Consider the following 14,521-nt stretch of genomic DNA (forward strand, 5'->3'; position numbering starts at 1 on the left):
ATGCTGCCGCTTGGGTTGGATCGCTCGCGCGAGCTTCGCTGACAGGCTCATTACGATTCGAACGGACAAGATCACGGAGTGGATGCGGTGTCAGCGCGAGCTCCAGCAAGCCTGCATCACCTCAACCCCATTCGTGTTCATTCGTGGTTCTGAATCCTGGACCGACATTGCGAGAGTGCCTCAGCGAAGCTCCCCGGAGCTCACGGGGCCACCTGTGCCCTCTGTGTTGATCCGTGTCCATCTGTGGTTCACCACATCGTTCGGCTGACTGGCAAACGGATACGGGACTCGATCAGGCGATGGGTACGCTGCAGGCGCTGGGGAGGGTGAGGTCGACGGCTACGGGGAGGTGGTCGGACTGGCTGTCGTCGAGAACGCTCATGCGTTCGATGCGCAGCTCCGGGGTCGTGAGGATGTGATCAAAGTTATGCAGGGGGCGCCAGGCGGGCCAGGTGTTGAGTTCCGCGATGGGCTCGACCAGTTCCGTGCGGTTGAAGAAGCGGCGCATCTCCGGCGCGCCATGAGGCGCGTTGAAATCGCCCATGACGACCGCGTGCGGGGAATCGGCGATCAACTCGGCGATGAAATCGAGTTGCTGCTGTCGGGTCTGGCGCCCCAGCGCCAGATGCACGACCACGACACTGAGCCGGCCCTCACCGGAACCGAAATCGAGCATGATGCCCCCGCGCCCGGGCACGCGGCCGGGCAGCGCGAAGCGCTGAATGCGGTCCGGTTCGGTCCGCGACAGGGCCCCGATACTGTGCTGGGCCAACCGGCCTACACGGCGATTGGTGCGCTCGATCCACCAGGGATAGCCGCCGCGGCGGGCGAGGTATTCGGTCTGGCCAAGGAAGCCCGTTCGCAGGCTGCCGGCGTCCGCCTCCTGGACGGCGACGAGGTCGTAGCCGCGCATCTGATCGGCGATGGCCGCCAGCGTGCGCAGGCGTTCGCGGTGCGGCAGGATATGTTTCCAGCCACCGGTGACGTATTGGCGGAACGTCCCCGTACGGATACCGACCTGGATGTTGTAAGAGAGCAGGCGGAACAGGCCGCTCCCCTCGGTGGCCCGGGCCTGCGACGACTCAGTCGCGCTCACCGCGTGCCGCCGCCACCCGTTCGTCGATCACCTCGATCATGCGGTCGAAATTGCCGGCCATGCTGCCCGAGGTGATGTAACGCCCGTCAATGACCACCGAGGGCGTTCCGGAAACTCCGTAGGTCTGCTGCAGGTCGCGCGCGCGCTGCATTCGCGTGTTGACGCCGAGGGAGTTCATGGCACTCACGAATTCCTCACCATCGAGGCCGAGGGAGGTCACGAACTCGCCGATCTCTTCCTCGCTCCGCATGCGCTTGCCGTCCTCATGCATCGCACGGAACATTGGCATGTGGAATTCGTCGAGAACCTCCAGCGCCTGCGCGGCGAAGAAGGCCCGTCCGTGCAGCGCCCAGCGCTCCGAGAGTACCGCCGGGATATGCCGGAACTCGACTTCGTCGGGCTTCGACTCCTCCCATTGCGCGATTCTGGGGGCAAACCGGTAGCAATGGGGGCAGCCGTACCAGAAGAACTCCGTGACCTGGATGCCCTCGGAGTCACCCGGGCCTGCGGATGAATCGATGACCCGATAGTCGGCCGCAGGGACCACCGGTGCGAAAGCCAAAAGGCACAGGGCCGCGACTACGGCCTGGATGAAACGCTGCATGATCAGGGCTCTCCGGACGGATTCCATCATCCGACCATCGCGCGCCGCGGAAGTTCAGGTCCACCGCGTCGCAGGGTTCGAGCCGGCCGTATCAGTTGAGGCCGGCCATATATTCGGACACGGCCCGGATCTCTTCGTCGCTCATCTCGCTGGCGAGCGAACGCATCATGGCCGCGCGATCATTCGCCCGCTCGCCGGAACGGAAGTATTCGAGCTGCGTGATCAGATACTGTGCGTACTGGCCGCCGACATCGGGATAATTGGCAGCGGGGTTGCCGCGGCCGCGCGGGCCGTGGCATGCGATGCATGCGGCCACGCCCTTGTCCGGGATGCCGCCGAGATAGATCTTCTGCCCCCGGTCGACGCGTTCCTCGTTGCTGGCACCCATGGTCTTCTGCGGCTGATTCGCGTAAAAAGCGGCCAGATCGCGCATATCCTGCTTGCTCAGATCGGCCACCATACCGGCCATCTGGGCGTTGGCGCGCTCCTCGCCTTTCTTGAAATCCATGAGCTGCTTATAGGTGTAGGCCGCATGCTGCCCGGCGATGTTCGGCCACTGGGCGTTGGGGCTGTTGCCATCGGGCCCGTGACAGGCCGCGCAGGTCTGGCTGAGGGACTTGCCGGCCTCCGGGTCGCCGCCGTCGAGGTACGGCGTACCGTCCTGGGCCTTGGCGGTTCCGGTACCGGTGAGGAGTGCCGCGAACGCGATTGCCGTCACTGCCTTCTTCATGCTCGATCGACTCCGTAGAATGCACCCCGCCCGGCGCCGGACGGCCCGCGCTTGAGCGCCCGAAACTATACCAGAGTACCCATCCCGATCAATTACAGTGGTCCTTGCCCGGAGCGAATCGATGACCGACCCCAATCGCTATGCGCGCGTCGACTTCGGCGGCAGCGTCGCCCGGCTCGCCCAGCTGCCCCCGGACACCGGCCGTGAGGTCGCCTTCGCGGGCCGCTCGAATGCCGGCAAATCGAGCGCCCTCAACGCGGTAACGGGGCGTCGCGGGCTCGCCCGCGTCGGCAAAACGCCGGGGCGGACCCAGTTGATCAACCTGTTCGAACTCGGCGACGACCGTCGGCTGGTGGATCTGCCCGGCTACGGCTACGCGAAAGTACCGGAACAGACACGCCGCAACTGGGAGCGACTGCTCGCATCCTATCTTGAGCAGCGGCAGTCGCTGGTCGGTGTCGTTCTCATCCTCGATTCGCGCCGTGGTCTGACGAGCCTCGACTGGCAACTGGTCGAACTGCTGCAACCGACAGGTGCCGCCCTGCACGGCATTCTGACCAAGGCGGACAAGCTCAGCCGGGGGCAGGCGGCGAAGGCACTCGAGTCCGTACGTGGCGAGCTCGGCCGGGCTGGGGTGGATGCGACGCTGCAGCTGTTCTCGGCGACGCACGGTCAGGGTATCGACGACCTGCACGGCCTGCTCGACGAATGGTATGGCTGGGCGGACATTCCGTAAGAGGGCCCCGGCGCCGCCCTGGGCGTCGGGGCAAGGCATCCCGGCGGTTCGCCGGGTGCCCGCCGAGGGAGGAGGCGGGCTGGCACCCCGGGAAGGGCGCCGTATTGATTGTGACAACACAACGGCGCGTTGGTTCCCCGCACCGGCCGGTTTCCGCAAAGCCGACGCTCGATCCGCCCGCACACGCATCCGAACCCCAGCCCATGCGCGAACAGCCCGGCGGTCAAACCCGGTAAATGCGGTGGCCGCTCCCATCGTCGTCGCGGATTGCGATTACCGCGTTCGCCCGTAGACTGCAGCCGAAGGCCTGACACTGGAAGAGCGCATGGACTCCGCAACGTTGTCGCCGCGCACCGCCGGGGTGCTGGGTTACGCCGGGCTCATCCCGTTCGTGCTCGCGGCCCTCATGCTCCACGGCCCCTGGCCGGGGACAGCGCTGGCCGCGCAGGTTTTCATCGCCTATGGGGCCACGATCCTCGCGTTTCTCGGCGGGATCCAGTGGGGGCTGGCTCTGAGCCCCGGCAGCGGGCGCGCGACGGAGCGCGCGGTCGTGGGCGTTCTCCCCTCGCTGGTCGCCTGGCTGGCGCTTCTGGTGTCGGCAGCAACGGCGACGATCGTCCTCGCGGGCGGATTCGCTGCACTGCTGCTGTGGGAACGCGTCCGGTGTCCGGTCACGGGATCGCCCTGGTATCCCGGTCTGCGGGCCCGCCTGACCGCGGCGGTTCTGGCCTGTCATGCCGCAGCGCTCGCGGGGATCGTGACCAGCGCCTGATCCTGTCCCGGGCCCACTGCATCCGGGCAGCAACGTGCTATCGTCGCCCGTGCAAGAAGCCATAACGCGACGCCCCGAAACGCAAGGCCGCACGGGGCCGTTGCAGCAAAGGACGCCCATGGTTCGAACCGCCCCGCCCCGGAACGATGGCGCCAGCATCGACCCTGATCTGCTGTTCGAGCTGATCGACGCCCTGGTCGCCGTCGCCACCCCCGACGGTCAGGTGATCCGTACCGGCACTCGCTGGTGCCCGCCAGGGGCGGCGCGCGTAAAACGCGTGCACGACTTCTTCACGCCGGCGGACCAGCCGACGCTCGAAACGGCATTGACCACGGCGCGCGATTCCGGCCACACCCACTTCGAAGCCACCCTGGCGACTACGGGACACCGACTTGCCGTGCATCTGGGCATCAGCGACGGGCTGCTGCTCATGACCGCACAACCGCCCACGCCGAACGCGCTGGTCGCCGAGTCGGTCATGCGCCTGGCGGGCGCCGGTCTCACGCTGTTGGATGAGGCGGGTTACTACCGCTACGTCAACGACGCCTACTGTGCCATCTACGGCTATCGCTCCGACGAACTCCTCGGTCGACACTTCACGGCGGTATTCCCCGCGGACGAACGGGCCACCGCGATGGCGCATCATCGCGCCGTACTGCAACGCGAACGCGAAGGCGAAGCGCGGGAACTCTGGGTGGAGCGCCGCGACGGTTCGCCGATGCTCATCGACACCTGCAGCCGCCGCATTGATCTGCCGGATGGTGAAGCACTGCGGCTGGCGACCGTCATCGATATCACCGGTCTGCGGGCAGCCGAGCGGCGTCTCGCCGATACCGAGACCCGCCTGCACGACATCACGGACTCGCTGCCCGGCGCGATCTACCAGGTCGTACTCCTGCCCGACGGCCGCGTGGCCACGACCTATATGAGTGAAGGCCTCGGCGCACTGACGGGACTCCCTCAGGACGCCGACCTGGCCGACTTCGACACGGTGATGGGCCTGATCCCGCCACGGGATGCGCGCCTGGCCATGGAACGACTGAATGCGTCCGCCCGGGATATGAGCCGATACGAGCAGGAATTCCCGCTCGACGGCCCCATCGGCCGACGCTGGATCCAGGCGCGCTCGCAACCGCATCCGCGGGCGGACGGTGCGGTCGTATGGAACGGCCTGATGATCGATATCACGGCGCGGCGCGAGGCGGAGGATCGCCTGGCCGAGGCGGAGCGCCGATTGCGCGCGATCACCGGCTCACTGCCGGGCGCGATCTATCAGTTCCGCCACGCCGCAGACGGGACGTGGCGGTTCACGTACATGAGCGATGGGCTCAGGCGCATCTGCGGCCTGCCCGACGATTATCCGATCGACGATTTCGAGACCTTCCTGTCGCTGGTGCCCGACCCCGAACGCGAGGACCTCATTCAGGCAGTGCGCGTGTCGGAGCAGACGCTCGCGCCGCTGCGGCGCGAGTTCCGTTTGGTCACCCCCAACGGCACCGTTCAGGTCGAAGCGCGCTCGGTACCGCAACCACTGGACAATGGCGAGATCGTTTGTAATGGCCTGCTGGTCGACGTGACCGACCGGCAGACGGCGCGGGCCGAGGCCGATCGCCTGAACGCGATCCTGGAATCGACCCCCGACTGCGTGGCGATCACCGATACCCAGGGCGACATCCACTGGCTCAACGCCGGCGGTCGAGCACTGTTGGAACTGGCGGATGACGCGACCGTGACTGGCCGCTCGTTTTTCGATTTCGTAAGCGCCGAGGACCGACAGCACATCCTCGATCACGCCAGCGTCGAGGCGGCCCATCACGGAACCTGGTCCGGCGAGGCGACTATCGTGACCGCCCGCGGCCGGCACCGGCGGGTGTCCCAGACGATCCTCTCGCACCGGGATCCGTCAGGGCGGATCGAGCGGTTCTCCACGGTGATCCGCGATCTCTCCGAGCGGGTCGCGGTCGAGGCGGATCTGCGCGCCAGCGAGGAACGTTTCCGCCTGCTCTACCACCATACGCCCACCATGATGCACTCGATCGATGCCGAGGGGCGTCTGGTCGCGGTCAGCGATTACTGGCTGGAGCAGTTCGGCTACACACGCGAGGAAGTCATCGGCCGCCAGTCGATCGACCTCTTTACGCCGGAATCCCGCCGCCGAGCGCTGGAAGAGATCCGCCCCACGTTCTGGCGCGACGGCCGTTGCCGCAACATCCCGTTCCAGATCGTGCGCGCCGATGGCGAGATCCGTGATGTGCTGCTGTCCGCGGATTGCGAATACGATCACGACGGCAACATCGTGCAGGCGGTGTCGGTAATGGCCGATGTCAGCGACCGCATGGCGATCGAGCGCGAGCTGGCCGCCAGTGAGGCACGCTTCCGTTCGCTCTACGACAACACCCCGGTGATGATGCACTCGATCGACCGCGATGGGCGCATCATCGATGTGAACGACTACTGGCTCCAGCACCTGGGCTATCCGCGCGAGGAGGTAATCGGCGCCTACTCCCGCGACTTCCTCAGTCGGGCCTCGCGCGAGAAGGTCGAGCGTATCGACTTTCGCCGACTGATGACCGACGGCGTGATGCGCGACGAGCCCATGCAGATCGTGCGCGCGGACGGGCAGATCCTCGACATCCTGCTCTCGGCGACCGTGGAATATGACGACGCCGGGCGGATGCTGCGCTCGCGCACGGTAATGATCGACGTCACCGAGCAGTTGCGCGCGGAGTCCGATTACCAGGATATCTTCGAGAACGCGACCGAGGGGATTTACCGCTCCAGCCCGGACGGGCGGCTCCTGCGCGCCAACCCGGCACTCGCGCGGCTGCACGGTTACGACACCGAGGCGGAACTGCTCGCCGGGATGGAGAACATCCATGCGCAGTGGTTCGTGGACTCGGACAGCCGCACGCGCCTGATGGAGGCGCTCGAGCGCCATGACCGGGTCACCGATTTCGAGGCCGAGATCACGCGCCTGGCCACCGGCGAGCGGATCTGGACGAGCGAGAACGCCCGTGCGGTCCGTGGGGCCGATGGCCGGGTCCGCTATTACGAAGGGACGGTCCGGGATATCACCGCGCAATACCGGGCGGCGCGCCTGGCGGAGGGTCGCGGCCGCATCCTCGAGATGATCGCCCGTGACCGCCCGCTCAATGACATCCTGCGGGAACTCGTTGCCCTCATCGAGCGCCAGCACGACGACCTCACGGCGGCCATCTTCCGGCTCCGCGACGGCCGTCTCCAGACCGCGGCGGCGCCCCGGCTGCCCGCGCCCTGCACCGCCACGATCGACGGCCAGCCCCCGGAGGCGGCTGGAAGCGCAATCGCGGGGACGCTGGGGGCGGATCGGCCGGCGACCGACGAGTTGGCGGAAGACGACGAGAGCCGCTTCCGGCGGACGGCCCGTGACGCCGGTTTCCGCGCGATCAGCGCGGTCCCGGTCCGCGATCAGCAGGGAGCGACTCTTGCGGTCGTCGCCGCATTGACGACGGCGCGAGAGAAAGACCGCCGAGACGATACGCCGCTGCTCAACGAGATGGCCCAGATCGCCTCGATCGCGATCGAGCAGGACCGGCTCGCGCAGGAACTCGTGCGCCAGGCCCAGTACGACACCCTCACCGACCTGCCCAATCGCGCTTTGCTGACCGACCGTCTCGAGCGCGGCATCCTCGACGCCAGACGCAGCGGCGAGGAACTGGGCGTCCTGCTGCTCGACCTCGACGAGTTCAAACTGGTAAACGACACGCTGGGCCACAGCGCCGGCGACCAACTCCTGCAACAGGTCGCCGCCCGCCTGCGCAACTGCGTCCGCGACTGCGACACGGTTGCCCGCCTGGGTGGTGACGAGTTCGTCATCGCCGTGCCCCTGCGGGAGGAACTCGATGCGACCGAGGTCGCCGAGCGGGTGCTGGCCTCGCTGCAGCCGAGCGTACAGGTGGCCGGCCGCGACGTGACGGCGCGGCCCAGCATCGGCATCAGCATCTTCCCCCAGGATGGGCAATCGACCGAAGCCCTGATGCAGACCGCGGACACTGCGATGTACGCGGCCAAGCATGCCGGCAAGAACCGCTACCGGTATTTCGCCGAGACCATGAACGCACAGGTCAGCGAGCGGCTGCGGCTCGAAGCCGAACTGCGCACGGCGCTCGCCGAGGATCAGCTCGAACTCTACTACCAGCCGCAGATCGACCTGCCCGGGCGCAACCTGGTCGGCGCCGAGGCGCTGCTGCGCTGGAACCATCCGGAGCGGGGGCCGCTCACGCCCGGGCAGTTCCTCCCGGTCGCGGAGCGCGGCCCGCTGATCGGGCAGATCGACCGTTACGTCCTCCGCGCCGCCGCGCGTGTACTGGCGGAGTGGCAGGCCGCCGGCGAAGACATCATCCTCGCGGCCAACATCTCCGCACGCGAACTCCACTCCGCGGACTTCGGCGCCGAGGTTGCCCAGGTACTCGCGGATACCGGTGTCGATCCCAATGGGCTGGAACTCGAGATCACCGAAAGCATGCTGATGGTCGATTTCCAGCACGCAAGCCGTCAGCTCAATGACCTCAAGGCACGCGCACCTGGACTGCGGATCGCCATCGACGACTTCGGCAGCGGCTACTCGTCGCTGAATTACCTCCGCCACCTGCCGATCGACACGCTCAAGGTCGATCGCGCTTTCGTGGCGGATATCGACGCCCCCGAAGACGCTCCCGCATCGGCCGATACGGCCCGGGCAATCGTGCGGACCATCGTCGAACTCGGGCGCAGCCTCGGCCTGACCGTCATCGCCGAAGGCGTCGAGACCGCCGCTCAGGCAGATCTGATGCAGGAACTGGGCTGCCACAACGCCCAGGGCTACTGGTTCGACCGGCCACTCCCGCACGGCGATTTCGAGGACCGGCTGCGACAGACCGGGCGCTGATCCCGACAGTCGATATCCAGGCCTCAATGGCGCACAGCTGCGCGCCCCCAGGCCAATCACCGGCCGATTGGCCGAGCCTCCCCGAATTCCATATCTCCCCGCAGGCGCGAGCCGGAGCGCGACAGCTCCCGGATGCCCGGCCGGCCCAAGACGGGAAAGCGGTAGCTCGGCCAAAATTTTTAAGCCCGAGAACTTGAATTCAGCCTCGGCTATACTTACAGTCCTGATTAGACTCAGTCTAAAGCCAAGGCACTATGACCGCCGCCATCCTTGCCGCCAAACGCGGCCTGATCGATTTCCACCGCGCCGCGCGCGAGTTGATCTCGTGGCGCGTGCTCGTACCGGTGGCACTGCTGGCACTCGCCGGGTTCGCACCCGAGGCCGGACGCATCATGGTCGACACCATCGCCGAGGCCTGGCTGCAGGTCAGCGTGTTCGTCGCCGGCACGCTGGTGCTGATCTACGGCATCGAACGGCTGTTCCGCTTCAACCTCGCGGATACGCTGCAGGCACACCCGAAAGTGCAGGTCCCGGTCGCCGCGTTCCTCGGCGCTTTGCCGGGCTGCGGCGGCGCCATCGTCGTGGTCACCCAGTACGTCAACGGCCAGGTCGGCTTCGGCGCCCTGATCGCCGTGCTGACCGCCACTATGGGCGATGCCGCTTTCCTGCTGCTCTCGCAGGAGCCGACCACGGCACTGATCGTATTCGCGCTCGGTCTGGTGGTGGGGTCCATATCGGGTTGGCTGGTGGAGGCCCTGCACGGACCGGATTTCATGCGCCGCCAGGCCCTCGCCGACAGCGACGAGGCCGAGCGGCGCGCGCGCATGGGCCGGCGCCCGCGGCAGACGACGCGCCTCAATCCGCTGTGGATGGCCCTGATGGCACCGGGTCTGGTGTTCGCGCTGCCGATCGCCGCCCAGGTCGATCCAAACCAGTGGTTCGGGCCACTCGCGGCCTATGAGCCGGTCACCTGGCTCGGGTTCGCCGGCGGCGTCCTGGCGCTGCTGATGTGGAGCGCGTACCTGACGACCGAACCCGGTCAGGTCAACAACGCGCCCTGCAAGACGGGCAATCCGAACGACCAGACCACGGCGCCACCCACCCTGCGTTCGCGCGTGATCAACGACACCAACTTCGTGACCGTGTGGGTCATCGCGGCCTTCCTGCTGTTCGAGCTGGGCGTCCACTTCACCGGCGCCGACATCGGTGGCTGGTTCTCCGGCTGGCTGGTACTGACACCGCTGATCGCCGTCCTGATCGGCTTCCTGCCGGGCTGCGGGCCACAGATTATCGTCACCGGCCTGTACCTGACCGGGGCGATCCCGATGGCCGCGCTGCTGGGCAACGCGATCTCCAACGACGGCGACGCGCTGTTCCCCGCGATCGCACTGGCGCCGCGCGCGGCGATCGTCGCCACGCTCTATACCGGGATCCCGGCGCTGATGGTCGCGTACGCCACCTTCTTCCTGATGCACTGAGGCGCCACGAATCGCCGAATCGGGCAAACAAGGGGGTGGTGGGGTTACCGACGCGATCCGGTCCGTGAGGCCGCATCCGGATTCGGGTTAGTATGCCGGCATCATGAGTCCACTACGCGCGCTGCCGCTCCTTCTGGCCCTTTTTGCGTCCCCCCTCGCCCTCGGCGGCGAGGCGGAGGATCTGTTCGCCGCCGGCGTCGAGGCCGCCAATGGCGGCAACCTCCCCGAGGCGGCGGAGCGGTGGCGCCAGGCGGCGGCGCTGGATCATGCCGAGGCCGCGTTCCGCCTCGGGGCCCTGTATGAGGAAGGGCGCGGCGTCGAGCAGGACCATGAACGCGCCCTGCACTGGTACCACCGCGCCGCCGAGCACGGCAGCGAATCGGCCTGGTTCAATCTCGGCCACATGTACGCCAAGGGTCAGGGGGTGGCGAAAGATGCGGCCGAGGCCGTGCGCTGGTACGAGAAGGCCGCGCGCAACGAGAACGTCTACGCGCAATATGCCCTCGGCATGATCCACTTCCACGGCGGCGCCGGCCTCGAGCGCGATCTGGAATCCGCGTGGTTCTGGCTCACGGTCGCGTCCGACAACTTCGGCGCCAACGCCTTCCGGGACAACGCCAACGACGTCCGCGGGCGCGCGGCCGATCGGATGACCGAGGCCCAGTTCAGCGCGGCCAGGCAGCGCCTGCAGGACTGGCAGGCGGAGCAGAAGTGACCGGGCCGGCCACCGGGGCCCGCCGCCGCGGCTGGTTCCGGGTGCTGCGCGCAGGCGCACTCGCCGCCGACGCCGCCTACCTCGTGGCGTGGATTCTCTCGCCGGCGGCCGTCTGGGCGCCATGGGTCATCGCGGCCGGCCTGGCGCTCGGCGGTGCATTGATCATCCGCGCCCTGGGTGACGACAGCCCGGGACGGCCCTGGCCACAGTACTGCCTGCCCCTGCTGCTGCCGTGCAGCGTGGCTGCAGCCGCGCCGCGCACCGGTTCGCGCTCGCCCCACGCGCGTCGCATCGGGCTCGCGGTGGCACTGACGGCCATCATCGCGACAACGGTGTCCGGAACCGCCGACCAGCGCCTGTTCGACCCCCTGCTGACGCCGCTCGACGAGCCGGCGGCGGAATACGTCGACCGGGCCCTGCTGCAGGCGGGCGGGACGTATGTCGGCGCGCGGGCACTGGAACGGCTGCTGGCCGTCGCCGGGGACATCTCCATCGGGATCGGCTTCGTCGAAGGGCGACCCGGTCAGATTTTCGAGCCGCTGCGCGATCTGCTCGACCGCTTCTCGACGGTGGTCCTCGCCGCGCTCGCCTCGTTGACCCTGCAGAAGGTGATGCTCGAACTCGGGGGCGACGTCGCCCTGCCGCTGTTCGCATCGGCTGCGGCGGCGCTGGCGGTGGTGGCCCTGATCGCCGGGCCGCGGCGGCAACTCGCGCGATCCTTCGCGTCCGCTGCCGGCCTGATGCTCGGTACCGCGGTCCTCCTGCGGCTGCTGCTGCCACTCACCGGGCTCGGGGTGGCCGCCATCGCCGGCCATGTCCTGGAGGAGCGCCAACAGGCCGCCACCGCGACCGTCGAGCGCGCCGCCGGCCAGGTCGGCCTCGACGTCGATCTCGACCGTGCCCCCGGTGAAGTCACCGGTCCGTCAGCCGGTAACAGTTCCCTCGGCGAGCGGATGGGCACGCTCAAGGATCAGGCCCAGTCGCTGCAGGCGGTCGATCAGGGCTGGCTCGACTCGCTGTTCAACGCGCTGATCGATCTTGTCGCGGTGTTCGTGATCGAGACGCTGATCGCGCCTCTCGCGGTCCTGTTCCTGCTCTGGCGGCTGTGGCTGCGGCTGGCCGCGGGACTGCGCATGCCCTTCGATCGCGATCCCGCGCCCGCCCTCGAGAATCGCTGATTCCCCGCGAATTTTTTCGTGGGATTCAGCCGGTCCGCCGCCGCTCCGGCATGCTCTCGAGGATGCCCGCGCTGATCACCAGCAGCGTGCCGACCGCAACCAGCGGGCCGAACGGCTCGGCGGCGAGCAGGGCCGCGGAGATCGTCCCCACGATGACCTCGCTCATGAGCAGGATGCCGACCCGGGCCGGCTCGACCACCTGGGTCGCCGCGACGAACGCGGTCAATGACAGCGCCCACCAGCCGATACCGATCACCAGCGTCCAGGCGAGCGCCGGCAGCAGCTGGGTCGCCGTAACCCCGGGCGGCACGGTGCCGGCCAGTAGCGGGGCCAACGCGAGGGCGGCCACCAGGCCGCCCAGGCAGAACACGAAGTTCGTCTCGGCGGGGCGGGTACGCGAGTGGCCATGGATGCCGGTCGACGCGATCGACCAGAGCAGGCCGGAAGCGAGTCCGAGCCAGTCGCCCGGTTCATGGGGAAGCGGCAGGCCCCCATGGCCACCCCGCAACACGAGGCCGATACCGAGGAAACCGGCGACCAGTGCAGCATAGCGCCACCATGATATGGCGTGGCCCAGCCAGAAACGCGCGATCAGCGTGCTCCAGATCGGCGTCAGGTAGAACAGCAGGATGACAACGGCCACCTGGCCGTAGAGCAGACCGTTCGAGTACAGCACGAAGGCGGCACCACCGGCCGCCACGCTCAACAGGGCCCGAGGGGAGGCGTCCGCGAGGCGTACACGGCCCCGCCACGCAGCGGGCGCGAGGACCAGCAAAGCCACCACCAGCACCGCGACGGTCGCCCATGGACCGGCGGTCGCCAGCGCGTCGAGGCGCCGCAAGGGTAACCAGTAGAGCCCCCAGAGGGCGCCCGCCGCGACGATCAGGATTGTGGCCGTGCGCGGCCCGAGCGAATGGGGCTCGTTCATGGGCGCCAGAATCCACAGCGGACGGTGCCCCGTAGACACGGCGGGGCAAGGAAATGGTGCCGGCGAGAGGAATCGAACCTCCGACCTATCGATTACGAATCGATTGCTCTACCGACTGAGCTACACCGGCACGGTCAAACTCGGGGCCGCGAAGGATAGCCGCCCGTTGGCCCGCTGTACAGGGGGTGTGGGCCAGTACCTGCAGTGTACCGCCCCATGGCGATCGAATCAGCCGGAGCCCGGCGTCGCCCGCACCCCGGCGGCCGGCGGCCAGAGGTAGGGGGTCGGGTCGAGCGCGGGCGTCCGGCCGGCGACCAGGTCCGCCGTGAGCGCGGCCGAAGCGGGCGCCGTCACGATGCCATTGCGGAAGTGGCCGGCGTTGATCCACAGGCCGGCCAGCGCCGGATGGGGCGCGATGGTCGGAATCCCGTCGTCGGACCCGGGCCGCAGCCCCGCCCAGTGCGCCCGCACGGGGGCCTCGGCAAGCGGCGGCAACAGTCGCGCGGCCGCGTCGAACAATTCGGCGCGGCCGCTGTGGGTCGCGGTCGAATCGAAACCGGCGTCCTCGACCGTGCTCCCGGCGAGGACCGTGCCATCGGCGCGGGGGATCAGGTAATACCCCTCCGTCAGCACGATCCGCTCCAGCAGTCCGGGGGACGCCGCGAACGCGAGCATCTGCCCGCGCACCGGACGGATGCCGGGCGGCTCGGCATCGAGGCCGCTCAGCAGGCTTTTACTCCAGGCCCCCGCGCAGATCACCACCGCGTCGGCTTCGATGCGACCGACCGTCGTATCCAGGCCGACCGCGCGGCCGCCGGCGTGCGCGACTCCGGTGACCGGAGTGCGCTCGCGGAGGGTCACCCCCTCGCCCACTGCGAGTGCGATCAACGCGCGCAGCAGGCGCGGATTACGGATGCTCGCGATGTCCGGCAGCAGCCACGAATGCCCGGCCGGGGGCTGCAGGCCGGGTACCATCGCGGTCACCTGCCCGCGATCCAGCGGGGTCGCCGCCACGCCCTGACGCTCGACCCAGGCACCCACCTCGGCCGGGTCATCGTCATCGATGACGATCATCCCGCCGGTGCGATACTCGGGATCGATGCCGGTGCGCTCGCGCAGGGTCTCGGCGAGCCCGGGCCATAGGGCCTGGGAGTGCCCGGCCAGGGCATTGACCGCGTCCGGGAACCGCCACGGATGCAGCGGCGACAGGATGCCGCCGCCGGCCCAGGAGGCCTCGCGCCCGCAGGCGCCGCGCTCGACCACGGTGACATCGAATCCGCGCGCCCGCAGTTCGCGGGCGGTAAGCAGGCCGATCAGCCCGCCGCCGGCGATGAGGGCATGCGGCATCGGAATCGCCCGTGAAACAGGGGGTAAGGGA

At 68.3% G+C, this 14,521-nt stretch carries 11 protein-coding genes and 1 tRNA gene; 6 read left to right on the plus strand and 6 right to left on the minus strand.

Annotated elements, in window-relative coordinates:
- Nucleotides 1-292: 292 nt before the first annotated feature.
- The 3 genes from A0W70_RS15730 to A0W70_RS15740 form a co-directional block, all read right to left on the minus strand.
- Nucleotides 293-1,096 (minus strand): endonuclease/exonuclease/phosphatase family protein, encoded by an 804-nt coding sequence (locus A0W70_RS15730; protein ID WP_067564099.1) that lies wholly within the window; start codon nt 1,094-1,096, stop codon nt 293-295.
- Entirely contained in the window at nt 1,083-1,700 is a 618-nt protein-coding gene (locus tag A0W70_RS15735) for a thiol:disulfide interchange protein DsbA/DsbL (protein ID WP_070990067.1), read from the minus strand. The genes A0W70_RS15730 and A0W70_RS15735 overlap by 14 nt, the downstream gene beginning before the upstream one ends.
- A 91-nt stretch (nt 1,701-1,791) precedes the next feature.
- Entirely contained in the window at nt 1,792-2,430 is a 639-nt protein-coding gene (locus tag A0W70_RS15740; protein ID WP_067564106.1) for a c-type cytochrome, read from the minus strand.
- Between the two features lie 121 nt (nt 2,431-2,551).
- Between A0W70_RS15740 and yihA the strand changes: the two genes are divergently transcribed.
- The 6 genes from yihA to A0W70_RS15770 all read left to right on the plus strand — a co-directional run bounded on the left by yihA (nt 2,552) and on the right by A0W70_RS15770 (nt 12,215).
- The gene (yihA, locus tag A0W70_RS15745; protein ID WP_067564109.1) at nt 2,552-3,166 is read left to right on the plus strand and encodes a ribosome biogenesis GTP-binding protein YihA/YsxC; all 615 of its coding nucleotides are present in this window, start codon (nt 2,552-2,554) and stop codon (nt 3,164-3,166) included.
- Between the two features lie 325 nt (nt 3,167-3,491).
- Entirely contained in the window at nt 3,492-3,938 is a 447-nt protein-coding gene (locus A0W70_RS15750; protein WP_067564113.1) for a DUF3429 domain-containing protein, read from the plus strand.
- A 118-nt stretch (nt 3,939-4,056) separates the two neighbouring features.
- A complete protein-coding gene (locus A0W70_RS15755) occupies nt 4,057-8,844 on the plus strand; it encodes a PAS domain S-box protein (protein ID WP_067564116.1) in 4,788 nt (1,595 codons plus the stop codon).
- 254 nt (nt 8,845-9,098) lie between these two features.
- Nucleotides 9,099-10,322: a putative manganese transporter gene (locus A0W70_RS15760; protein ID WP_067564119.1), complete on the plus strand. Its 1,224-nt coding sequence runs from the start codon at nt 9,099-9,101 to the stop codon at nt 10,320-10,322.
- Between the two features lie 103 nt (nt 10,323-10,425).
- Complete coding sequence (locus A0W70_RS15765; RefSeq protein WP_067564123.1) at nt 10,426-11,037, plus strand: tetratricopeptide repeat protein; 612 nt, start codon at nt 10,426-10,428, stop codon at nt 11,035-11,037.
- Nucleotides 11,034-12,215, plus strand: coding sequence for a hypothetical protein (locus A0W70_RS15770; RefSeq protein ID WP_067564128.1), 1,182 nt, complete (start codon nt 11,034-11,036; stop codon nt 12,213-12,215). The genes A0W70_RS15765 and A0W70_RS15770 overlap by 4 nt, the downstream gene beginning before the upstream one ends.
- Before the next feature lie 25 nt (nt 12,216-12,240).
- On the opposite strand, the gene A0W70_RS15775 is transcribed toward A0W70_RS15770, so the two are convergent.
- From A0W70_RS15775 to thiO, 3 genes are all read right to left on the minus strand, one after another.
- Nucleotides 12,241-13,143: a DMT family transporter gene (locus tag A0W70_RS15775; RefSeq protein WP_067564131.1), complete on the minus strand. Its 903-nt coding sequence runs from the start codon at nt 13,141-13,143 to the stop codon at nt 12,241-12,243.
- 54 nt (nt 13,144-13,197) lie between these two features.
- Nucleotides 13,198-13,273, minus strand: a tRNA-Thr gene (locus A0W70_RS15780).
- Between the two features lie 98 nt (nt 13,274-13,371).
- Nucleotides 13,372-14,490, minus strand: a complete 1,119-nt coding sequence (thiO, locus tag A0W70_RS15785) for a glycine oxidase ThiO (RefSeq protein WP_067564135.1) — start codon at nt 14,488-14,490, stop codon at nt 13,372-13,374.
- Nucleotides 14,491-14,521: the final 31 nt, after the last annotated feature.

The sequence above is a fragment of the Halofilum ochraceum genome (assembly GCF_001614315.2).
GTDB classification, from domain to species: domain Bacteria; phylum Pseudomonadota; class Gammaproteobacteria; order XJ16; family Halofilaceae; genus Halofilum; species Halofilum ochraceum.

Coding starts and splice junctions, on each gene's coding strand:
- A0W70_RS15735 (WP_070990067.1), bottom strand. CDS start 1,700: ATGCAGCGTTTCATCCAGGCCGTAGTCGCGGCCCTGTGCCTTTTGGCT.
- A0W70_RS15740 (WP_067564106.1), bottom strand. CDS start 2,430: ATGAAGAAGGCAGTGACGGCAATCGCGTTCGCGGCACTCCTCACCGGT.
- yihA (WP_067564109.1), top strand. CDS start 2,552: ATGACCGACCCCAATCGCTATGCGCGCGTCGACTTCGGCGGCAGCGTC.
- A0W70_RS15750 (WP_067564113.1), top strand. CDS start 3,492: ATGGACTCCGCAACGTTGTCGCCGCGCACCGCCGGGGTGCTGGGTTAC.
- A0W70_RS15755 (WP_067564116.1), top strand. CDS start 4,057: ATGGTTCGAACCGCCCCGCCCCGGAACGATGGCGCCAGCATCGACCCT.
- A0W70_RS15760 (WP_067564119.1), top strand. CDS start 9,099: ATGACCGCCGCCATCCTTGCCGCCAAACGCGGCCTGATCGATTTCCAC.
- A0W70_RS15765 (WP_067564123.1), top strand. CDS start 10,426: ATGAGTCCACTACGCGCGCTGCCGCTCCTTCTGGCCCTTTTTGCGTCC.
- A0W70_RS15775 (WP_067564131.1), bottom strand. CDS start 13,143: ATGAACGAGCCCCATTCGCTCGGGCCGCGCACGGCCACAATCCTGATC.
- thiO (WP_067564135.1), bottom strand. CDS start 14,490: ATGCCGCATGCCCTCATCGCCGGCGGCGGGCTGATCGGCCTGCTTACC.